Source organism: Desulfogranum marinum, assembly GCF_963675105.2.
Taxonomy (GTDB): Bacteria; Desulfobacterota; Desulfobulbia; order Desulfobulbales; family Desulfobulbaceae; genus Desulfogranum; species Desulfogranum marinum.
Genome location: NZ_CAXXRO010000004.1, coordinates 1,593,976 through 1,614,540, shown reverse-complemented (window position 1 = coordinate 1,614,540; position 20,565 = coordinate 1,593,976). Strand labels below are relative to the sequence as shown.

At 51.0% G+C, this 20,565-nt stretch carries 20 protein-coding genes; 6 read left to right on the top strand and 14 right to left on the bottom strand.

Annotated elements, in window-relative coordinates; translation table 11 throughout:
* Positions 1-133: 133 nt before the first annotated feature.
* The 13 genes from ACHZCY_RS15865 to ACHZCY_RS15805 form a co-directional block, all read right to left on the bottom strand.
* A complete protein-coding gene (locus tag ACHZCY_RS15865; protein ID WP_205222006.1) occupies positions 134-649 on the bottom strand; it encodes a phage baseplate assembly protein V in 516 nt (171 codons plus the stop codon).
* Positions 646-1,776 (bottom strand): hypothetical protein, encoded by a 1,131-nt coding sequence (locus ACHZCY_RS15860; RefSeq protein ID WP_319549596.1) that lies wholly within the window; start codon positions 1,774-1,776, stop codon positions 646-648. The genes ACHZCY_RS15865 and ACHZCY_RS15860 overlap by 4 nt, the downstream gene beginning before the upstream one ends.
* The gene (locus ACHZCY_RS15855; protein WP_319549595.1) at positions 1,769-2,131 is read right to left on the bottom strand and encodes a hypothetical protein; all 363 of its coding nucleotides are present in this window, start codon (positions 2,129-2,131) and stop codon (positions 1,769-1,771) included. The genes ACHZCY_RS15860 and ACHZCY_RS15855 overlap by 8 nt, the downstream gene beginning before the upstream one ends.
* A complete protein-coding gene (locus tag ACHZCY_RS15850; protein WP_319549594.1) occupies positions 2,131-2,784 on the bottom strand; it encodes a hypothetical protein in 654 nt (217 codons plus the stop codon). The genes ACHZCY_RS15855 and ACHZCY_RS15850 overlap by 1 nt, the downstream gene beginning before the upstream one ends.
* 126 nt (positions 2,785-2,910) lie before the next feature.
* Positions 2,911-5,985: a DUF4157 domain-containing protein gene (locus tag ACHZCY_RS15845; protein WP_319549593.1), complete on the bottom strand. Its 3,075-nt coding sequence runs from the start codon at positions 5,983-5,985 to the stop codon at positions 2,911-2,913.
* Positions 5,978-6,277: a hypothetical protein gene (locus ACHZCY_RS15840; protein WP_319549592.1), complete on the bottom strand. Its 300-nt coding sequence runs from the start codon at positions 6,275-6,277 to the stop codon at positions 5,978-5,980. The genes ACHZCY_RS15845 and ACHZCY_RS15840 overlap by 8 nt, the downstream gene beginning before the upstream one ends.
* Positions 6,274-8,184: an ATP-binding protein gene (locus ACHZCY_RS15835; protein ID WP_319549591.1), complete on the bottom strand. Its 1,911-nt coding sequence runs from the start codon at positions 8,182-8,184 to the stop codon at positions 6,274-6,276. Before ACHZCY_RS15835 ends, ACHZCY_RS15840 begins: the two co-directional genes overlap by 4 nt.
* Positions 8,181-9,503 (bottom strand): Pvc16 family protein, encoded by a 1,323-nt coding sequence (locus tag ACHZCY_RS15830; RefSeq protein WP_319549590.1) that lies wholly within the window; start codon positions 9,501-9,503, stop codon positions 8,181-8,183. Before ACHZCY_RS15830 ends, ACHZCY_RS15835 begins: the two co-directional genes overlap by 4 nt.
* A complete protein-coding gene (locus tag ACHZCY_RS15825; RefSeq protein WP_319549589.1) occupies positions 9,500-10,315 on the bottom strand; it encodes a hypothetical protein in 816 nt (271 codons plus the stop codon). The genes ACHZCY_RS15830 and ACHZCY_RS15825 overlap by 4 nt, the downstream gene beginning before the upstream one ends.
* A complete protein-coding gene (locus ACHZCY_RS15820; protein ID WP_319549588.1) occupies positions 10,312-11,040 on the bottom strand; it encodes a T4 family baseplate hub assembly chaperone in 729 nt (242 codons plus the stop codon). The genes ACHZCY_RS15825 and ACHZCY_RS15820 overlap by 4 nt, the downstream gene beginning before the upstream one ends.
* A gap of 20 nt (positions 11,041-11,060) precedes the next feature.
* On the bottom strand, positions 11,061-11,585 hold the full coding sequence (locus ACHZCY_RS15815; protein ID WP_319549587.1) for a phage tail protein: 525 nt from the start codon (positions 11,583-11,585) through the stop codon (positions 11,061-11,063).
* Positions 11,586-11,595: 10 nt separating this feature from the next.
* Entirely contained in the window at positions 11,596-13,152 is a 1,557-nt protein-coding gene (locus tag ACHZCY_RS15810) for a phage tail sheath family protein (RefSeq protein WP_319549586.1), read from the bottom strand.
* Between the two features lie 11 nt (positions 13,153-13,163).
* The gene (locus ACHZCY_RS15805; RefSeq protein ID WP_319549585.1) at positions 13,164-13,535 is read right to left on the bottom strand and encodes a hypothetical protein; all 372 of its coding nucleotides are present in this window, start codon (positions 13,533-13,535) and stop codon (positions 13,164-13,166) included.
* 312 nt (positions 13,536-13,847) lie between these two features.
* Between ACHZCY_RS15805 and ACHZCY_RS15800 the strand changes: the two genes are divergently transcribed.
* From ACHZCY_RS15800 to ACHZCY_RS15790, 3 genes are all read left to right on the top strand, one after another.
* Entirely contained in the window at positions 13,848-14,012 is a 165-nt protein-coding gene (locus tag ACHZCY_RS15800) for a hypothetical protein (protein ID WP_319549584.1), read from the top strand.
* Positions 14,013-14,451: 439 nt separating this feature from the next.
* Positions 14,452-15,762, top strand: coding sequence for a trypsin-like serine peptidase (locus ACHZCY_RS15795; RefSeq protein ID WP_319549583.1), 1,311 nt, complete (start codon positions 14,452-14,454; stop codon positions 15,760-15,762).
* 126 nt (positions 15,763-15,888) lie between these two features.
* Positions 15,889-16,749 carry a caspase family protein gene (locus ACHZCY_RS15790; protein ID WP_319549582.1) on the top strand — a complete coding sequence of 287 codons (861 nt, stop codon included), beginning with the start codon at positions 15,889-15,891 and terminating at the stop codon, positions 16,747-16,749.
* Positions 16,750-16,953: 204 nt separating this feature from the next.
* Here ACHZCY_RS15790 and ACHZCY_RS23635 read toward each other — a convergent pair whose 3' ends face one another.
* Positions 16,954-17,529, bottom strand: a complete 576-nt coding sequence (locus ACHZCY_RS23635) for a zinc ribbon-containing (seleno)protein DG (RefSeq protein WP_419249782.1) — start codon at positions 17,527-17,529, stop codon at positions 16,954-16,956.
* A 393-nt stretch (positions 17,530-17,922) separates the two neighbouring features.
* Between ACHZCY_RS23635 and hisN the strand changes: the two genes are divergently transcribed.
* From hisN to ACHZCY_RS15765, 3 genes are all read left to right on the top strand, one after another.
* Positions 17,923-18,735 carry a histidinol-phosphatase gene (hisN, locus tag ACHZCY_RS15775; protein WP_205222024.1) on the top strand — a complete coding sequence of 271 codons (813 nt, stop codon included), beginning with the start codon at positions 17,923-17,925 and terminating at the stop codon, positions 18,733-18,735.
* 156 nt (positions 18,736-18,891) lie between these two features.
* A complete protein-coding gene (locus ACHZCY_RS15770) occupies positions 18,892-19,839 on the top strand; it encodes a DUF1848 domain-containing protein (RefSeq protein WP_319549580.1) in 948 nt (315 codons plus the stop codon).
* Positions 19,840-19,944: 105 nt separating this feature from the next.
* A complete protein-coding gene (locus ACHZCY_RS15765) occupies positions 19,945-20,535 on the top strand; it encodes an REP-associated tyrosine transposase (RefSeq protein ID WP_319549579.1) in 591 nt (196 codons plus the stop codon).
* Positions 20,536-20,565: the final 30 nt, after the last annotated feature.

Genomic DNA, 20,565 nt, shown 5'->3' with positions numbered 1-20,565 from the left:
ATTTTCGTTCAAGGTCGAGGCATACTGTAAAAATAACCACAGGCATATAGTTGATATTCCGAGGATTATTTTTTCAGTATAACGAAGAGATTGGGCGAAAAGACAGTAAATAAACAGGCTCATTTATTCCTCCTCAAACAATTGTCAGCGCGCCGGCATTGATATCCACCGTCGGCCCGGTCATGTTGATGATAGCTCCTTTGCCATTGGAGATGGTGATACCGATGTCGGTTACCGAGATCATGGCGCCGGTTGCGGTCTGCAATTGAATGCCACCGGTGGGGCCGGGCACATCACTAATCACGACCCCGTTTTTCAACGGTGTCTGCAGGGTGATGCCGGGCACTGCCGGCGGCACGGTACGAGACAGCACCGGTACCTCCGCAGCCGTTCCCCAGTAACACCCCACCCAAATTGGATAATCCGGATTCCCCTGTTCAAATTCAACCCATACACCGGCACCGATCAACGGCAAGGTGAACATCCCCATGTTCATGCCGGCTACCGGCACACAGGGCATGGCCCAACTGGAGAGCATCACGTTGGAAACATCAGGCACCATCACCTGCAGACGACCTATCTGCATCGGATCGACATTGTTCACCACTGTGCCACGATATTTGCCAAAATGGAGTTGATTCTCAGTCATACAGGTACCCTCGGTGTAGTGGAAAGTAAGCCATTGCGAGCCAGGGAAAAGTTTTGCTTGTATTCGCCGCGTTCAATATTGTGGGTGACGCTTTTCACATAGTAGAGCCCGTCAAAGGCTTCGCCGGCACCTCGTACCCCGACCAGTTGTCGCGCTTTCAGCACCCGGCCATAGCGGGTGACATTGAGACTGCCTTCACCCGTTACCACATCGGAATGACGCGAGGCATACGCCATCCCCTGCATAACCGCTCCAATGGGTGACAGCTTGGCAGTGTCACTCAAAAATTTAAGTTTGGGCGGCAGCGGTGGCACAGCGCCCAAGGGTGGATTTAAGGGAGTGATGTCGGGAATGGGGATTGGAATCGGTGCCTTAGTGGCCTGATTCTGAATGAAAACCACCGGCATTTCTTTCAACTCCTTATCAAATTGAAAGGAGAGTGATTCAACATTGGTGAATACATCCATGTCGGTATTCAATGCCGGTTGCGGCGGACCGACCTTGATCTCCGGTCCCCAATAGGCACGAACAGTTCCAGGCACCGGTAACGGGTCGATATAAAAGACATAACCTACCTCATGGGCCAACTGCGAAACATAGGCCAGATCGCTGCCTTGTTGGGTAGGAATACGCTCGATTGGAATCGGCAGGTCTTCCACCACGCTGGGTATGACCATTGGTATTACGCCAAATGCGGCGTATTTTGCGAGGATAGTCAGTACCCGTATCGCCGGCGGCATGGCTGGATAAGGGATACCATCCAGCTCGATAAAATCCATCAGCGCGGTGAGATCTTTACCTTTGACAACAAGGGTTGATTTGCCGCCATCGCTGCCGGGACGGATCTCGTGATGGATCATAACGCCATCCATGATGACCTCGCTAATACCACCCAGGCTAACCATGATCACCACCCGCATGACAGGTATAGTGCTCCCACCGGTGAGCAGAAACAGCGTCTGCAGCGGTGACCGTTTGGAGAGTGAAAAACTGAGCTCAAAACCACTTGGCATATCGCCGCCATTGACCTGCACCTGTACCTTCTCCAGCGCATCAATCGCCGCCCGTGGAGCTGGGACGGGTATCGCCGGCCCGATAAACAGATTGAGTTCAATAGCGTTAGCCATCGCTCTCCCCCGGTACCCCTTCAGGCAACGTAATCGCGACCCTGTCACCAGTAATTTCGGTCAACTCGTCGGGCCGCATGACCCCATTGGCATCACACAGGCGCCAATAAAGTTCAGGATCACCCAGGTATTGCGCCGCCAGATTGTCGACCCGATCACCTTCAACCACTGTATGTTCCTGAATCACGGCAAAGCGCTCTGGTGAAGGCACAAAACGACGTTTGAGATAGGCGATCGGTTCCTGGTTACTCTGCGCAAGGGTCGTGATCGACACGCCGTGGTAACGACTATTTTCCGGAAACTTGGATATATTCAGCACTCCTGCATCGAGCAGGGCTTTTAACGGATCATTCATCACAACCCCTCCAGACCCAAGCTATTGAGAGTGGCGCTGCCAACTGTGCCGGCCAGTGCCTCTTTATTTTTCAGGTAACTCATAAACAGGCTGCCACCTCGGTGCTTGAAACCGAGGTCATTCACCGACAATACCCTGAAACCGAGATTGATCTTGGCCCGAAGCGGATTAAGCGATGTATCAAAGGCCTCTTCGGTGATGGAAAACTCGGTTATCCGTACAGGGACGGCGCGGTGCTTGCTCCACACAAACAGGCTGAGCGGCGCTTCCATCGGCACGATCTCCAGCACTCCCCTGCCCGCCTGTTCATGATTGTTTTGCAGAGCCTCACTTGTAGGATAGAGCAAGATCTCCAGAGCAGCCAACTGCCCATGAATGCCCTTCTCGACAATGTTTTGGTGCTGGTCGGGAAACTCCAATTGATCCGTGGCATCGATCTCGGCTTCCAGTTTAATGTTCTCAACCGGTGAGCTCTTCAGGCGCAAGGCCTCTGCGCGATCAGTGCCTTCACTATAAGACTGCACCTGAAACGTTCTGGTCAGGGTATCCGGATTGTATTGCAAGGAGATGATGCGAATCACCTTACCGCTGTCCGGTTCCATAATGACGATACCGCCTTTTAGGAGGTTGGGTGAATTTGGAAAAGAGCTCATTTTCCTCCCTGTATCTGCTTAACTTTGTTGACTATTATTGCCACCCATTCTGATTACCGACATGATAAAAATGAATTTTCACGACCATTGTACTCACTCTTCTGTCGTGAGTGTTTTTTGGTTCCTCTAGGGGCGCCGGATAATATGTTTGTCATGACGTGGGTCCTCGGGAAATATGGGGTCAACAATAGTAGGATAGCGACGTGATAATAGCCCGATGTATGTCATCTCCGCAGCCTTACGAAATCTTTTTTTATAGTATTTACTCAGGGCAACTGCGGTTCGTCCCTTGGGGTCAAACTTCTGCGCTACCAGCCACTCTGCAAGGGCCTTGGCTCGCTTGGAATTGTCCATATGGACGATGGGTTTGTTATGTTCCGCACTCACCCCAGCGACCAGCTTGCCGCTTCGAACCGCTGCAGTGAACTCCTGTACAGTCGGAGCTGCTGTCGCCACTGGCGGTGTCAGTACAGCTGCCGGCAATTGAAGCACCTGGTTCGGTTTGAGCTTCGACGGGTTCTTGATGGTCGGATTGGCTCCCCATACCTTGGGCCAGGTGTATTGATTGCCCAGGTACCCCTTACAGAAATCCGATAACGTACGGTAGATTCCTGCGGTAACGCTGCGCCGCTGTACCAGCCAAACGACATCACCAGGCTTGAGCTTGTTTGGATCCTTAATCTCAGGATTGAGTTTACGCACCTTTGCAGCATTAAAACCGTACTTGATCGCTAGGTCCGTCAGTTTTTTTTCATTGACTACTCGTGTCATCTCACCAGCCTGCATCCGTTTAAGATCTTCAAACCCTCTCGCCAGCCCTGTAGATGGTTCATCAAATGCAGCTTCTAGTTTTGCATCTTCGGTCGGATTTTTGAGGTAAGTCTGGAAGCTTAGCCTGAAGAAGTATTGGTATAAGTCAGGAGCTGAGATTGACGGTAGGTTGCCGGAGCGTCCGAAATACCCCCGGTAGGTATCTAGCAAATCCGGCTTGCGGCCAACGTTACAACCCCTAATTTCGATGTGGGTCTTGTCGCTGATTTTATTTTTCACTCTCCGCAACTTGCGCAGATAAGGGCCATCTGCACCTTCTCCAATCGATTTAGTCAAATCCCGTCGTAGACGCTTCTGCTTCCCTGCACCTTCCAGAAACGGATCGGCTAGCGAATCTGCTACCTCCTGCTCCATTGGGGTGAATGTGATCGTGTTGGAAGCCAAAACGGCCGGCAGGTGTTTGATCAATTCAGCAATGGCCTTGGTGCGTTTTTTCCTTTCAATTTTACTGGTGCCTATATTCACTACAATCTTACGATAGAGGCCTAGACGTTGATTGACAAATGCATTCAATTGAGCACGGTGGGCAATTTTTGGTCGTTTGCCGGAGGGGAGTTTGACATCGGCCAAAAAACGCTGATCCACTATGGCGCGCAGTACGATACCGAGTGCACTTGTAGCTGCCGGAGCTCTCTTCCCGGCACCCAGTAACGTGAGCAGTGCTCCGGTTTTGGTATCCGTTTGCAGCAGTCTGTATATACGTTTAAAGAATGATTCGCTGACCAATTTCATTTTCGCAAACTGTTTGCGAAAGCGTTTTTGAGTGGTAAACGTTGCCGCATCGGCACCAAATTCTTCCGGCGACAATTGCGGCAAAAGGCCAAGGTCCAAGCCGGTACTCGATCCGTGGGAAACTATGCGAAATTTATCGATGGGGCCTTTACCACGATCCAGATCGGTGAGTACATCATCCATGTTGGATACGCGCTTGACATTAGGGTAACCCCACGTCTTATAGAAGCGCGCACCGGCATCCAGGTAATCCTTTTCACCGAGCTTTGAAACATAGGTGCCATGTTCTGCACGCTGAATTCTTTGCGTGGCTCTCAGTTGAGAGAAACTCCCACTTGAAACCTTTTTCCCGTGTAGGGCCCCAAACGCTGCATCATCGGCTTCATGTTCCAGAGCTCCTGCCCCGGTGTCAAGTTGGAGTCCCCCTTTAGGTGGCTGCGTTGAAGCTCGTTGCTGTATTACGTGAGCAAGTTCATGTGCCAGTAGATGTCGCCCTTGAGGTGAATAGGGTGAATAGTTGCCGTCTGCAAAGACAAGATTGTTTCCTACAGTATAGGCCGATGCACTTATCGCTCGGGCCGATTGGCCTGCTCGGGCATTGGCGTGGATGCGCACTTGACTGAAATCGTAACCGAATCGAGACTCCATAAAGGTCCGTGTGTTTTCATCAAGAGAGTGTCCCGGATCTTTTAACGTTTCATAGACAATTGCAGGCACACCACTCTTCTGAACGGTGCCGTTTGTTTTGCGTTGAACCGGTGTCTCTTCTTTCTTTTTTTTCGGTTCTTCTCTCTTTGGTTGTTCGCCGCTTATCCTGAACTCTGAAGCATAGGGTGCAAGTGGTGGGGGAAAAGCTTTTCCAGACAGTGATGGTGTTGTGGTTTGTCCTAAGCCTATTCCTGCGGTACCCAAGGAGAATGGAGAACCGGTGGCGCCATAGAGAACCCATGCAGTAATCATGTTTTGCTCTTCCGCTTTCTGCGCCGGTGTTTTCATTGACTCACGAAACTGGTGCTGCTCCATTGCCATGCGGGCCGTTTCAGCACGGAACTGTTGCGATTTGGTCATAGCGGGCTTCTTACTTTTTTTGGCTTCAGCCAGAGGTATGCTGAAGCCGACCATGACCTTGGTAGGGTTATTTACCGGTCCTTCGTATGTTATCTTGAGCTTGAGGCCCGGCTTTATCTTATCCAGCGGAATCTCAGGGATGTCGATGGGCAATTCCTTGTGGGTCGCTGCAAGTGCTGCGACAGCGCCTGTGATCGCTGAGCCTGCGATGATCTTGCCGGGTAGTGTCGAAATAAACGCATCACCCAGTTTCTCTGCTTTTTCTTTAATCTCCTTGCCTGGGCCGGTTTCGAGAAAGGCCTCGCCTAGCTTCTTGGCCGCTTCCTTATATTTTTCCCCCTCGCTTTTTGGTTTAGATTTCTGTTGGCGTTGCAGTGACGGCGAAATATTAATTTTCGAGAATGACCAGCTTCGTCTGTGGGCAACACCATTCATCACGGCGTCTGCTGTTCTGTCAGCCTCTTGTTCATAAGCGTCGTCTTTCTCGCCTACGTGTAAAGTCGGCTTGCGCTGTAACGTAAAAGAGCTGTGGTTATGCTCCTGCTTTGTTGAAGAGGCGTGGTTACGCATCGTGACTGCCTCCCAATTGATTTTTTTTGCCTGATTGTATTGCACCCGTATTCTGCGCAATGATGCTGCTTATACTTTGCCCCAAGGCCTGGCCTAACTGATCAGCTCCTTCATCGATGGGTAGCGTGATTTTTGTTCGTAGGCGAGGTAGATTTGTTGAGGAAATAGCAGGGTGTAATGAGAGTTGTTCAACCAGAACCTGTCGCAAAGCTTCAGCCAAGGCATAACGATCGACCTGATGCAGTCCATGCAGGACAATACGTTCAATATTGAGGTTGATGGTTGTTTTCATATCCATGTCCTCAATTCAGATTCGTTAAGTGGCTTCTCCAGCTTGGCGTATTCCATTCGTGCGGCATGGGCCAAGTCGGCCATGCACAGCGGCCTGCCTTGATCAGCCGCTAAAAAGGCCGCATTCATGGCAATATTGCGGATGTTGCCGCCAGTCACATTAAGACGGGCCAGTTGTTCGATATTGAGCTCCGCACGAGGCAGCTGGTCGGGAAAGATATGCTGCCAGATAGCGCTCCGTTGCTCCAGATCGGGAAAGGGAAACTGGACGACAAAGCGGATACGACGCATGAAGGCAGCATCGAGTGCCGATTTTATATTACTGGTGAGAATGGAGAGACCGCGATACGATTCCATCCGTTGCAGCAGATAGGCCAGTTCGATGTTAGCGTAGCGGTCATGACTGTCTTTGACATCACTGCGTTTGCCAAACAGAGCATCGGCCTCGTCAAACAGGAGGATGGCGCCACTGCTTTCCGCAGCACAGAAGAGGCGTTCAAGATTTTTTTCGGTCTCACCGATGTATTTGTTCACCACCGAGGAGAGATCGATGCGATACAGATCAAGATTGAGTTCGCCTGCCAGTACTTCAGCGGCCATGGTTTTGCCGGTGCCACTCTCGCCGGCAAACAAGGCACTGATGCCCAGCCCGCGCTCACTTTTACCAGCAAAGCCCCATTTTTCATACACCGTGGTGCGGTAACGTACTTGGCGACTGATATCGCGAAGCATAGCTTTATGCCCTTTGGGCAGAATCAAGTCCTCCCAGCCGGCATGCGGGGTTATCCGTTGCGCCAAATGATCCAAGCCGCCACGGCTCTGTTGGCGGCAGGTTTGCCACAGGGCTTTGTCCAGTGGCATGCCTAGATTGAGCTCGACCTGTAACGTCTCAACAGTACTTGCAATAGCCGCTGAAGAAAAATTGAACTGACCGGTCAATGGCAGTACATCAGCCTCAACCTCATCGTCAGTCTCTAACCTTTTTAATGCGCTCTCCCACAAGTGACACTGTTCCTCAGTGGTGGGCGTATCAACTTCTATCACAGCACAATGACGCCGTAAAGCTCTGGGGCGCTCGCCAAGCAGCAACAATGGACAATCCAAGAGCTCCATAAAGGTCGACAGATGAGCAGTCCGGCTATCGGTGGCATCAATTACAAGGGTGCTACGGGATAACACATGCTCACGGGCGAGCAGGCAAGCCAAAAGACTACGTTCATCGGCAGCAACCGGAATATCAGGGGCCCACATTTGCAACGCCTGCATACCAACCAAAGCACTGGCATGGGCCGCCACATCACGACCGGCACCAGCATCATTACCTTGAATATGAACAACAGGTGGCTTACTGCTGTCACGCCAAAGACTGATCAATCGTTCTACCTGTTGTTGCTGCGAAGGCGGCAGGCTATTGCTTTGAGGGAGGGGTTGGACAAGTCCAGCCACCCTTTGATCCAAACTGTCGACACCCAGCAAGAAATGCAATATACGCTCATCCAGTGTCAGGCGTGCCATGGTAAGACGGCCGGTGTCGTGTAGCTGGATCAACTGCCAGTAGCGAAGTGGTGACTCGGGTGATATGGCGCTCCAGTGTTCCTCAGGCAATACAGACAGGGCCAGGCCAAAAGTCGGATAGTCGGCATGATCACCCTGTACCTTGCTGCATAATCGGCTGATATCTGAATGAAGCTCCATGCCGGCACAGAGCAGGATAATGGACCTCTCAAAGTTGGAGAGCTGAAAGTGCTCTGCTACAAAGTCAAGCGCGAATGCCTTTATTTCAGGCCGTTCGACAGTAGCTGCCGACCCACTAGCTGCATTTTCCAACAAACCACGGAGCCAGGCAATTTCTTCGCTCAGAGCCTGCTGATTGCTCTCAATCCATTGATGCGTATCAGGCGCGTTCATACCGGGACCACCAGCTGTTGAGAGGAATTAAATTCCGGCGGTTTGACGGCGCGATTGACCAGGAGGCTGTCAACACCGTCAACCCGTAGACGCAGCCACTGGTTGCCATCCGCTAAGGTGGAAAAGACAAAATCAAGGTTACCGGTTTGGACACTGAGATCGATAGGCAGGGCTTCATAGCCGCCAACGTTAAGGCTGACATTTTGAGCCGGTCGGACCTCTGGGGTAAAGACCAATTGGATGGTGACAGCACCGGTGCCGACATCACGAGTGACAGTGGAACTGCCGATATCAAGTGTCGGCGCCAGCATCACCGGAAAGCTGTTAGTGCTGCGTCGCTCTGTTTCGCCTGGTCGTAGCAGGCTGAGGCTGACGCGCCAACTCCCCGGTGGCCAGCCTGTTATGGCGGCGGCATCGTTGGGCAAAGTGACATCGACACGATCGCTATTTGCATTCGTGCCGATAGTTACCGGTATGGGATCATCAAGCAGGACATGTTCAAAACGTGCTTCCAGTAAAGTGCCACGTAAATGGTGACCATGCAGGGTGATGGTGTCACCAAGGACTGCCGCCAATTGTTGATTCGGAGGTTCCACATTTATCAGGCTGGGAAAAGGTGGAATCAGGCCTGCTGTCGTTGTAATGCCTGCCTCGCGTCCTGTGACTGGATCACGCGGTCCCCTTGTCAGTACAGGCAAGGATGAACGGGTCGGTTTTTCGGCCTCGATCAACACCACAGAGACGGCATAGGCTGCCGTTGGCCGGTACTTTGCCTGCATGGCCGACCACAATTTGGACATCTCCTCGCTGTTCATATTTGCCGGTGTAATCTTAATCTGTTCCACCTGATCTGCCAGTTCGGCAGCCGACAACGCCTGATAGCTCGGCGGCAGGATCGAACCATCCACCGTACTGCCGGCCAGAGCGGTACGAATGGCCTGACGATCAAGTGTTGGGCGCTCATGCATCAGGTACATGGCATACCCGAGCAGAATTTCGGCATGTAGCTCTTCCGCTCCATAAGCAGTCAACAGGTAATGCAGATCCAGTGCCAGCGGCGGATTAGTCCGTCGAACACCACGGGCATCGCGTGACGGCAGATCAACATTGCGCCAGCCAAGGTTTGGCGTAACCCGGTACAAAAACAAATTAAGCTGGGTAGTGGCGTTGGTGCTGTCGAGCGGGATAGTGTCAGGCGGTACAGCAGTAATGGTGACATTGCTGCCCACCGAACCGACAATATTGTGATCGATAAAGCCGTTGTTGAGCAGGTCACGTAATACAGCTGTAACAGAGGCGATGGCCAGAGGACTGCTCATGGGCGGCCTCCCCTGCGATTGAGGTATTCATGTAAAGAGAGATTATTCTTCTCTCTGGGGCGGACAGTTCGCGGCGCAGTAACAGGTGCTGCCGGCTGCGCCCGGACTTCAACTCTGCCGATGTTGACATGCACTGTTGTTTCCTGCTGTCCAGCTGTCTCAGTGGATCCAGGCAGTTTTGACATGGCCTGCTGTGGGGTTGTATAGGGGATGTTATGGTCCGGTACGAGCTGCAGGATGGCTTGAGAGGTCATAGTTCCTGATTGATCTTTTTGGTCGACGACGGTATCGAACGGGACTTCAACCTGTTCTGGAGCGTTGGCTGGCACCTTTTCCAATGGCGATGCGTTTGATTGGCTATGCTCGGACTCTGTAAACTCGCTCAAATCCATTGACTCAGCCGACGAAATCTGTGCTGGTACAGGAGACTCCTGCTTACGGCCTGATAACGGTTCGGCAATGTGCTGCTCTGGGGACGTGTTGTCCTGTGATGCGACAACAGTGTGGGCGGTTTTCTCTCTCTTGTCTGTATATCCTGTTATCGTTTGTTGAGGCTGAACCTGTTGTGTCGAACGTTCAGCAGGAGGTACCGGTCGAGCAGTTTCTGCAACAACCATATGGACAATGGGAGCTTGTTTTGTTTGTTTGTAGACTGCAGCCTTGCCCACAGGCTGAACAGTTGCCTTGACCGTGTCGCTTGCACTTGCAAGATCATCATGCGCAGGTGGTGCAAAAAGGCTCGGCAAACGTGGCGCGATAACACGTACTTCACCGCGGCTGAGTTGAGCTATGCGCGTCAAAAAATCATTCATGGCGCCACCATCTGTAAATAGGTCGCACGCCGCACCGGCCCCAGCTTTAGAATCTCATCCTCGGTCCAGCCATACGCCGTGGCCAACTGATGCACTTCCAAGAGCAGGCGTTGTGCCCAGGCACAGATTTCCATCCAGAGGACATGACCAATGTCCAACAGGCTCTGCCACTCATTTTTACAGGCGGGACAACTCAGCTCAAGCACCTTCTCTGCCTGGGGATCAGTCGCCAAGGCGGTTTCCGCGATACTGTTTTGTATCGATTGTGGCAGTGCTTGAACAGGAGTGGGTACGCCTTGATAAAGAACTTCATCCACACAGCGCTCCAAGAGCAGAGAACGCCCTTCGTCCACAGTAGAGGCATTGGCAGCGGCACCAAGATCAAAACTCGTAAGAGGACGCACGGTTACATCAAACCCATCTGTGACGAGCTGTCTTCTCTTTGGCTCCGGGGTGTCTACCGATAGAGCTGTGCAACTTAATGCAAACTCGACCCTCTCATTGCAGTGAGGACAGGTGTCCTTCCCTGGTAAGGTATCGCCAAAAGTGAGCTGGCGCAGGGCCAGCAACAGGTCATCGCGCTCCCCCAATGACATCGCTGCCAATTGCTCACGGGTATGTCCGGGCATTGCCTGCTGCAAGATAGACAATGCCTGATCAATAGGGTGAAAACGATACGCTGTTTCCCACAAGTGAATTATTTCCGAGGCTGTCAGTGCTCTCACTCACAATCCTTTGCTTGTGTTTATGCAGGTTCGGTGTAGCTCGGTTCTGCAGGTTCTTTCACATCGTAGTCACGCTCCCAGCCCTCGTTTTCCAGCTTCAAGGTTTGGATAGCTATCGCGTTGGCATTGGCATCGAGATCGGGCATGGCCTGAAATTCAGACACCCAGCAACGATAAACCTTATACGCAATGGCAAGTTGCCCTGCCTCGTTATAGAGCTCGATGATGATATCTTTACGAAAATCCTTGAGCGACACTTCGCTCCCTAAGCCTGAACCGTAATTCCACACCTTATTGGCCCACTGTTCAAACTCAGGGTCATGGGTAACGCCCCGCTCCAGGGTAATTGCTTCATATTTGGTACGTCCCGGAGATTTACGGGAACTGGAGGGGTCGCCGCCTTCACGGTGCTCCACAACTTCGGTACTTCGTTTGAGTGCACCGACCTTGGAGATGCCGGCTACATAGCGGCCGTCCCATTTGACCCTGAACTTGAAGTTTTTGTAGGGATCAAAACGTTGTGCATTAACGCTGAACTGTGCCATTCCTCTCTCCTTACGTTTGAATCTGACCGGCGATCTGCTGAATCTTGATGACTACAAACTCAGCGGGTTTGAGCGGGGCAAAGCCAACCACGATATTGACAATCCCCTGATCAATATCGTTCTGGGTGGTCGTTTCGCTGTCGCACTTGACGAAATAGGCCTCGCGTGGGCTGCTCCCCTGAAAGGCGCCCTGACGAAACAGGTTATGCATAAAGGCCCCGAGGTTCAGACGAATTTGCGACCAAAGCGGTTCATCGTTGGGCTCAAATACCACCCACTGGGTGCCGCGGAACAGACTTTCTTCGATAAACAGGGCCAACCGTCGCACCGGCAGATACTTCCACTCCGAAGCCAACTGGTCGGCGCCCCGTAGCGTGCGCGATCCCCATACGACCCTGCCGGTGACGGGAAAGGCGCGTAGGCAATTAACGGCCAAGGGATTGAGCACGCCATTTTCGCCATCGGTCAGCTTAACGGTCAGCTCCACCACCCCCTTGAGCGTGGCGTCATTACCGGCCGGTGCTTTCCATATCCCCCGTTGACTGTCAGTGCGAGCCATGACACCGGCAACCGCCCCGCAGGGTGCAAATTCAGCCAGGCGGTTTTCCTGCAAGGGATCCGGCAGCTTGATGCGTGGGAAGTACAGTGCCGCATTGGTGCTGCGACTCAGACCCCAGCCCGGACTTTCCAAGCCTGTACCAGCATTGGTCAAATGCGATGGCTCTGTCCAGCTGGTGAGTGGATCGACCACATACATGGCCCTCCGGTTCTCGCAGTAGGTGGCCGCAGCGCTGCGGGTTTGAGAACCGATATCACCACCGACGGGCAGGGTCAGAGGGGGGATGCAGAGCAGGTTGAAGATATCAGCCTTTTCCAATGCCCAGATACCCTGTTTGAGATTTTCCAGCGAAGGATGGGAGATTTGATCATCGGTAATGGCTAACCCGTTGTCTCCGTCAGCATTGAATGCGGTTGAGGAGGTATTGTCCAGCATCGGGTCAACCCCTGGTGGAGGATCAGCATGATCAGTGGGTATTGTGCCGGGCGCAGTCCCATCTATACGAACCAGCCTGGACTGCTGTGCAAGCACATCAGTAATAAATCGTGCGCTATCGGTAACAGTGGAGACATTGAGGAAACGTTCTGTCACACCGGTACTTGTATCGCGGATGGTAAGGTTAAACAGGGTAGAGTCGTTAGGGACATGTTCAACCCTTACCCGCAACTTTTCACCCCATTCACCGCTGCTGGCTGCAACCAGATCAAAATTCGTAGGCAGGGTCAGCGTGGCTGCGTTGCCGCCGTTTTGTACCCGTATAATAAGGGCATCGTTGCCACCGTTCTGAAAAAATTGCCGTACGGCGTAACTCATACTGCTGTCGCGCCATAAGCCACCGAATAAGCGTTCATACTCAGCAAAACTCTGTACCCGGGTCGGTTCATTTTCCGGTCCGCGCAGGGCACGGCCGATAAAGGCGGTTATCGAGGTGGCGACCCCGGTGATCGTGCGGACCCCGCTGGACACCTCTTCAATATAAACGCCGGGATAGGATAAGGTTACAGGCATAACTATTCTCCTTATGGGGTTGAATCACGACCGACCAGGATTTCAATCACTGCATCGGCTCCGGTGCTGTTGGTAAAGGTTAGACTGGTGGCACCGCCGAGCAGACTCACCGCCCCTTTTCCAATTAAGACATGCGGCCCGTCGAGGATGACGGGACTACCGCTGAGGTCATAGCTCAGATTGGCATCAGGCTTTTTGGGATTAATCACGAGTAATGAGATGTCGGCACCTGCCGGTACCAGATTTACCACTTGGGTCACGGTATCGAGCAGCTCGACTTCGAACTTGTCGTACGCATCGGCATTGACAATACTGCCCGCTGCTGAAACACTCGGGCCTTGCAACACCTGGGTGACAAAATTCCATTTGATAGTTTCAGGCATGCCATCTCTCCTTTTGTTTGTAAAAAGCCCGCCCTCTCTGGTTGGAGGTCGGCCGCTAATAGTGAAATATATCCTTTCCTTGATGCGCCATCACGAATAGAGGTCCTAAAAAATTGTAGTGGCTCAGCTCAAACACGAGAAACTAAGTGCCGTAAATAATACATTGTGGACAGCAAATGTTATGCCAATGGCTAAGGGAAACCTCTTATCGTGGGCGGACTGATGGGTTCTGAGGGGGATGACTACTTCTACGCCGGCGAAGCAGTGTTATGTTATGGTAGGAGTTCGATTGTTTTCAAGTGAGGAGCAATAATGAAACGTTACGTAGCTCGTGAATTGGGTTCACTTTCATTATTTTTCGCCTGTTTTATTGGTTCTTGGTTGAAATGCACCACCACTTTTGGTGCATTTCAACCAGTATTGTTTTTAGCTTTATGCCTTCCTCACCGATCCCTTCCAACAACATCAGCAGGATAAAGGCGGCCTTGCTTTCTGGTTCGGCTTGCAAGATGCCGGGAAACGAAACCAGCTGCGGAGAATCAAAATTTCGGTCGGCAAGAAGATAGCGGATCCTGTCTTTTACATCCTCTAGCAATCTCGACTTACCGGTTTGTTTTTACCATACAGCATGCTTCGTATTTTCTTCTTAGACTCATCAAAAATTTACCACGTTCCTCCCTAAGAATGTGACAACCTTCCCCACCTCAAGGCAAAGCAGCCAAAGCATAAATAATGAAACACCAAAACACATTGTTTCCCCATCACTAAATGGCATAAGACATGCAAGCTTACCAAGGAAAGATCAGGCTCGTCATCGACCTATTTATTATTCATCTTAGCGGCGAGCCGGCACTTGCGCTTCACCCCAAATTCTCTTCCAATGGGATACGTATCCCCCACTAAAAGGAGGACAAACATGCTCATCACTCGAAAAAATGTAATTCTGCTTTTGGCAGGTATGACTCTGCTGGCTTCCTGCAGCGGCAACGGCAAATCGCCTGCCGACTCTGCTTCGGCAGGGTCCGACGATGATGTTGCCATTGACCGATACATTGTCGCCACAGCAGAAGAGATTGCTGCCGAGGAACTATACCTGCGTGAGGTTGGCAAAATCCAGCCGGACCCTGCTGTATGGGAACTGATAGAAACCAGAGAGCTTAAACCGTTAAGTGCACCACGCCTCAACATCGATCCGGATTTCGACAAGCTGGTCCCTGACGCTCAACTGGCAGAAGAAGATGCAACAGAGCGGGCAGCTCCCAGCCAAGAACTGGCAATAATGAGCCTGGCAGACGGCCGCACTTATAGACAAAAGCCCGGCACCATGCTCAAAGGCCGTAAGCTGACCTCCACAATCAGCACACTGAAGAAGCAGGAACGCGCACTGCCGGAAGCCGCAGAGGAGGAGGCCGATACAATGGGGGATTTGGACAGCGATCAAGAGGAAGGAGCAGTCCCTCGCCAGATCGTTGGCAGCGACAATCGACGCCGCTCAACCACCTCGAGCAAGACCGAAATAATGGTGCGGCTGCAGAGCACCTCCAGTGCTGATGCGGGCTTCTGTTCTGGTTCGATGATTGGTCCGCGGGTTGTTTTAACCGCTGCCCACTGCGTGACCAACAGCAGGGGCGAGTTCGACTTCACCAACACCTATATCGTCCCCGGTGCGCGCGGTGCCTCCTACACCGGCGAGAGAAAACCCCAGGGTGCCCGTTTTGTTACCAGGTATATAAAGCCAAACGGCTGGAGAGGCGGCGGCCCCAAATATGATTACGCCCTGCTGGTAATCAGTGACCATCCACGGGACACCAGTGGTTCTGTCCGCTGGACACCCAGGTGGGTTCGGTTCGGTTACCAGACCAACAGCTGGCTCGAAAAAAAGAATTTCAATCTCAGGGGGTATCCAGGAGCACGAAATACCTGCGCCGACGCGGTAAGCAGCGATGGCGGACGCTGCAACGGCTATGCATACTACCATGATCCAGCAAGGAAAATTGACAACGCGACCTCAACAACCATGAAATACAAACACGACACCCAGGGCGGACAAAGCGGAGCTCCCGTCTACTATTACTCAGGAGGCGTGAGAACGCAGTACGGAGTCCACAAAGGTGCTACCGGCAGCAGAAATCGCGGCCACAAAATTCGCTCCGGCAGCTTCGGCCTGATGTGCGATACCATCGAAACCTACACCAGTTCCCATTTTCCCGACCCGTACTGCCCGTAAACCATTGATGCGGGAAGAGCAGAGACGGATGATTGCAGTAAACAGCTGCAGGCTATCTTGAATTATCCAAGACAGCCTGTACTTAGGCCCATCACACACCCTCAATTTTCAACAAAGGAGAAAGACATGGCAAAAAAAGCATTACTTGTCGGCATTAACGACTATCAGGGGATCAGTGATCTGCGCGGGTGTATAAACGATGTGACCAACATGCGGGATATCCTCAAGACCTACCTTCGTTTTACCAACAGAGATATCCGTGTGCTGGTGGACAACCGTGCCACCAAAGCTAATATTATAGCTCGGCTTGAGTATATGGTGCGTAAAGCCAAAACAGGAGATTTTTTAGTTTTTCATTTTTCCGGCCATGGTTCTCAAATCCGCGATCGTGACGGCGATGAGCTTAAAGACCATATGGACGAACTTATCTGCCCGTACGATATGAACTGGGACGGCACCTTTATCACAGACGATACCCTCAATAGCATTTTCACCAAACTGCCCAAGGGAGTGTTGTTGGAAGTTTTTCTCGATAGCTGCCACTCCGGCACCGGTCTTAGAGATGTCGGCCTGGGGCGCCCACCAGAACTGGGCCCAGAACATCCGACACTGTCCAGATACCTTCCCCCGCCCATTGATATCGCATGCCGGCTGGAGGGTGATGAGGATGACCTGAAGACCGAACGAAGTTTCAGCGGAACCGACCGCAGCACGGTACACCATATTCTGTGGTCCGGGTGCAAGGCCAATCAAACTTCTGCCGATGCCTACATCAACAACTCATACAACGGAGCCTTTACCTATTATTTCTGTAAGCATATGCGAACCAGCGGAGGGGGGATATCCCGCAAGGAACTCCTGCGCCGTGTACGGCAGTCCCTCTATAAAGGCGGCTATTCGCAAATACCGCAGCTCGAATGCGAGGCCACGGTTCGCGCCGGCCGCACCCTGAGCGCCAAAAAAACAACCAAAAAAGACCAGGCCTAAAAAGGCCTGTAATCTACCCCGGAGGGACACAACTACAAGCTTATATCCGGCCTGCACTCTATTGAATCGTTTTTTTCACAATTCTGGAGAGGCCGGATTTTCACACTCGCAGTGCAAAGAAAGAGAACAAATAATCAGGCAATTATCCACCCTTCCGGCTATGCCGACCTCCAACACAGCCCCCAAAAGAGAATACTCCGTCGATCAACCAAACTGCAGGCCGCACTCAGGGCATTTCGGCGAAGTAGGCGCAAAACGAGTCGAGCAAGCAGGACAGACAACTGTTTGCATATCTGTGTCAAATACTGCCCCGGCTAATGCAAGATCATCAGTGTTGAGGCCGGTGGACTGGATATAATCTCTCTTGATAATCTCCATTGCTCTCTCGGCATCTGCTACTTTAACCTTCAACTGAAGGTCAGGACCGCCTCAGCCCTTTGAAGGGATGTCACCGAAAAGGAGAGAAGGGACATACTCTGCTTTTAAAAGATGCTGTAGTGATTTTAGCGAATTCAGTTTCCCACCATGAATGGTAACCAGTTCATCCTCCTCAGAAATTTCCATGGACCGTGGCGACGAATTAGCTTCCAGCTGCATGAGCATCTCCAACTTTTCAGAGCCTGACTGAAGCGGGATAGCACAGGTTGCGCACGTTTCGATTTCTGCTCGATACTCATCTCCACATTTGGGGCAATAATTACACTCTATATCAATGTTGTATTGATTGTTTTCTGTCACTTTTTTGTTTGATTTGCCAAGGCCGAATAATTTTCGGAACATATGTGTTGAACCAGGTTGAATTTATATTTTTTAGTTGCTGATCGCTTAAAAATAATCATCTGAGCGTTAAAGCAAAACAGGTACAAAGAAAAGAAAAAAGTTGTACAGAAGTACCACCGAGATATCAAACGAAAAAGTGTGCAAAGAAAACTCTCTAAAGAAATCCATCCTGTTTTAAGTCTGTTTCCGGCCTATCAAGCCATGTCGTTCTTCATCGTTGTAAGCTTTTACCAATAAAATAGCTGCGCCCTTTGTTTGATACGTGCTGTGCGTAGCCGGCAACCAGCCTTTTTTCTACGGTGTAAAATATTTGCATATCGCTAATGATCAACCTATAGTGCGTTACACAAATGCATACAGCTTATCCACCCAACGTATACTCGGAAAACCGCCATGCCCAACCTGCCTGATGACTTGACCCCCTTTACTGATTTTGCCGCCGCGCTGGCACAGCGAGGTGGAGAAATTGCTCAACAATGGTTTCGCGCCGACTTTACCATTGACGTCAAAACAGACTGCAGCCCGGTAACCATAGCAGACCGAAGCGTTGAGGCCGAACTGCGGGAAAGGATTCTCAGCGCCTACCCGCATCATGGCATTCTGGGGGAGGAGTACGGTCAGAAAGCGGTAGACGCCGAATATGTCTGGGTCATTGACCCCATTGACGGCACCCGCAGTTTCATCACCGGCTCGCCGCTCTGGGGCACGCTCGTTGCATTACTCCATAAAGGACGCCCGGTCGTAGGCGCAGTAGAGATACCGGTCTTGCAGGAAAGATGGATAGGTACTGCGGCACAGGGATGCCGTGCAGGCTCCCCGCAAAAGGGAACAGTCACCAGTCGGGTGAGCCACTGCACAGAACTTGCAGCTGCACAGTTTTACACCACTTCCATAAGGTATTTTGACGAACAGGACAAACCGACTATCAACCAACTGGCAGACACAACCGCCAACGCCCTTTTTGGCGGAGACTGTTATATTTACTGCCTGCTGGCCTCGGGCTACATTGATCTGGTGGTAGAATCCCAGCTCAAACCCTACGACTACCTGGCCCTGGTCCCCATCATTGAAGAAGCTGGAGGGGTTATCACTGACTGGGAAGGCAAGCCGATGTCCCTGCAGTCAGACGGCAACCTTATTGCGGCAGCGACCCACGAGCTCCATGCCCAGGCACTCCACTTCATACGCAACAGAAAATGTAAGTGATCACAGATAGCCCATGGAGCCTCCCGCTGGTCGTTTACCTCTTTGAACGATCGCGATTGTCCACGTAAAGGGATTAACTTTCACGACTTTATACTTATCAGAAAAAGGAGACAACCAGCTTCGTCACCGCCAACAATTGATTCAAAACGTGGTACCATGATAATCAGTGCAAGTCGAAGAACTGATATACCTGCATTTTACTCTGAGTGGTTCATGAATAGACTCAGACAACGATTTGTTTATACTAGGAATCCATTTAACAACCGGTTGATCTCAAAAGTCCCCCTTTCTCCTGATCAAACCTCATGCATTGTCTTCTGGACAAAAAATCCTGAAAATTTCTTGAAACACTTACCTGAAATAGATCGAATGGGACATAGATACTATTTCCACTTCACCCTCACTTCTTATAATTCAGCTATTGAGAGAAATGTTCCAAAAAAAACTACAGTTATAGAAACTTTTAAGAGGCTATCAGACGAAGTTGGAAAAGAAAGAATAATCTGGAGGTATGATCCTGTTTTTTTGACTGACAGATATGACATTTCATACCACCTGAGATGGTATGAGTATCTGGCCAAGCAACTTAGTGGGTATACCGACAAATGCATATTCAGCTTTCTCGATATGTATAAGAAATGCGAAAAGAACCTTAAAACTGTTCATGTCCATCCATTGAACAATAAGTACAAAAACTGTTTAGCAAAAAACTTTCACACTATTGCCCAATCATGCTCAATCAATCTGGAAGCATGTGCTCAAGAAGAATGTTTTGAAAAAGTTGGCGTATCCCAAACAAAATGCATAGACGACAACCTGATCTCAAGGCTGAATGGCAGGGAACTTTCTTTCCCAAAAGATAAAAATCAACGAAAGCATTGCACTTGCGTTACCAGTGTGGATATAGGCGCATATAATACATGTAAAAACTTCTGCCTATACTGTTACGCAAACAATAGCAGGAAAGCCGTATTAAATAACATTGAAGCTCATAATGTAAACTCTCCTCTTCTTATCGGTTTTCCCAGAGCCAACGAAACAATTATCGACAAAAAAATTATCAGTGGCAAAGGCCTGCAACTGCAACTCTTCAACAAAGAATAGGATGGCATTGATGGAAAACTTGCGGGAACATACCGCAGGTCACGATGGACATCTGAAGGTGTCCCCCGGGAACGCCGAGCTCCAGCTCGGCACAGGAAAGGAAAAATGTCTGAAAAAGGATGGTATTCGCGCGGCTATGTCCCGCACCTGGATCGCATAGGCTTGCTGCAGTCGATCACCTTTCGGCTGGCAGACAGTTTACCGCGTGAGGTGCTGCATCGTATAACCGTTGAGTTAAACGGCATCCCTGTGCACAGGAAAGATGCAGAAAAACGCAAAAAAATTGAAGCATATATGGATGCCGGCATGGGGTGCTGTGCGTTAAGGCATCCGCGAATGGCATCTGTAGTACAGGAATCTTTACTCCAATTTGATGGGCAGAGATACCGGCTTCTTGCCTGGTGTATCATGCCCAACCACGTCCATCTATTGATCGAACCTTGTGCAGCCCTTGGTAAAATTGTCCAGTCATGGAAATCCTATACCGCTCGTTGGGCAATGCAACATAATGCCGAGCTGGAGCTCGGCGTTCCCGGAAAAAGCCTTTGGATGCGCGAATATTGGGACAGGTATATCCGGGACGAGCAACATTTTCGGGATGTAATACGCTACATTCATTATAATCCGGTAAAAGCACAACTCTGTGTTACACCCGAACAATGGCTCTGGAGCAGTGCTGGGTTGTATAACAGCTGATTCATAGTCCATTGAGCACCATGTAAAAGG

Coding starts and splice junctions, on each gene's coding strand:
- ACHZCY_RS15865 (WP_205222006.1), bottom strand. CDS start 649: ATGACTGAGAATCAACTCCATTTTGGCAAATATCGTGGCACAGTGGTG.
- ACHZCY_RS15860 (WP_319549596.1), bottom strand. CDS start 1,776: ATGGCTAACGCTATTGAACTCAATCTGTTTATCGGGCCGGCGATACCC.
- ACHZCY_RS15855 (WP_319549595.1), bottom strand. CDS start 2,131: ATGAATGATCCGTTAAAAGCCCTGCTCGATGCAGGAGTGCTGAATATA.
- ACHZCY_RS15850 (WP_319549594.1), bottom strand. CDS start 2,784: ATGAGCTCTTTTCCAAATTCACCCAACCTCCTAAAAGGCGGTATCGTC.
- ACHZCY_RS15845 (WP_319549593.1), bottom strand. CDS start 5,985: ATGCGTAACCACGCCTCTTCAACAAAGCAGGAGCATAACCACAGCTCT.
- ACHZCY_RS15840 (WP_319549592.1), bottom strand. CDS start 6,277: ATGAAAACAACCATCAACCTCAATATTGAACGTATTGTCCTGCATGGA.
- ACHZCY_RS15835 (WP_319549591.1), bottom strand. CDS start 8,184: ATGAACGCGCCTGATACGCATCAATGGATTGAGAGCAATCAGCAGGCT.
- ACHZCY_RS15830 (WP_319549590.1), bottom strand. CDS start 9,503: ATGAGCAGTCCTCTGGCCATCGCCTCTGTTACAGCTGTATTACGTGAC.
- ACHZCY_RS15825 (WP_319549589.1), bottom strand. CDS start 10,315: ATGAATGATTTTTTGACGCGCATAGCTCAACTCAGCCGCGGTGAAGTA.
- ACHZCY_RS15815 (WP_319549587.1), bottom strand. CDS start 11,585: ATGGCACAGTTCAGCGTTAATGCACAACGTTTTGATCCCTACAAAAAC.
- ACHZCY_RS15810 (WP_319549586.1), bottom strand. CDS start 13,152: ATGCCTGTAACCTTATCCTATCCCGGCGTTTATATTGAAGAGGTGTCC.
- ACHZCY_RS15805 (WP_319549585.1), bottom strand. CDS start 13,535: ATGCCTGAAACTATCAAATGGAATTTTGTCACCCAGGTGTTGCAAGGC.
- ACHZCY_RS15800 (WP_319549584.1), top strand. CDS start 13,848: ATGAAACGTTACGTAGCTCGTGAATTGGGTTCACTTTCATTATTTTTC.
- ACHZCY_RS15795 (WP_319549583.1), top strand. CDS start 14,452: ATGCTCATCACTCGAAAAAATGTAATTCTGCTTTTGGCAGGTATGACT.
- ACHZCY_RS15790 (WP_319549582.1), top strand. CDS start 15,889: ATGGCAAAAAAAGCATTACTTGTCGGCATTAACGACTATCAGGGGATC.
- hisN (WP_205222024.1), top strand. CDS start 17,923: ATGCCCAACCTGCCTGATGACTTGACCCCCTTTACTGATTTTGCCGCC.
- ACHZCY_RS15770 (WP_319549580.1), top strand. CDS start 18,892: ATGATAATCAGTGCAAGTCGAAGAACTGATATACCTGCATTTTACTCT.
- ACHZCY_RS15765 (WP_319549579.1), top strand. CDS start 19,945: ATGTCTGAAAAAGGATGGTATTCGCGCGGCTATGTCCCGCACCTGGAT.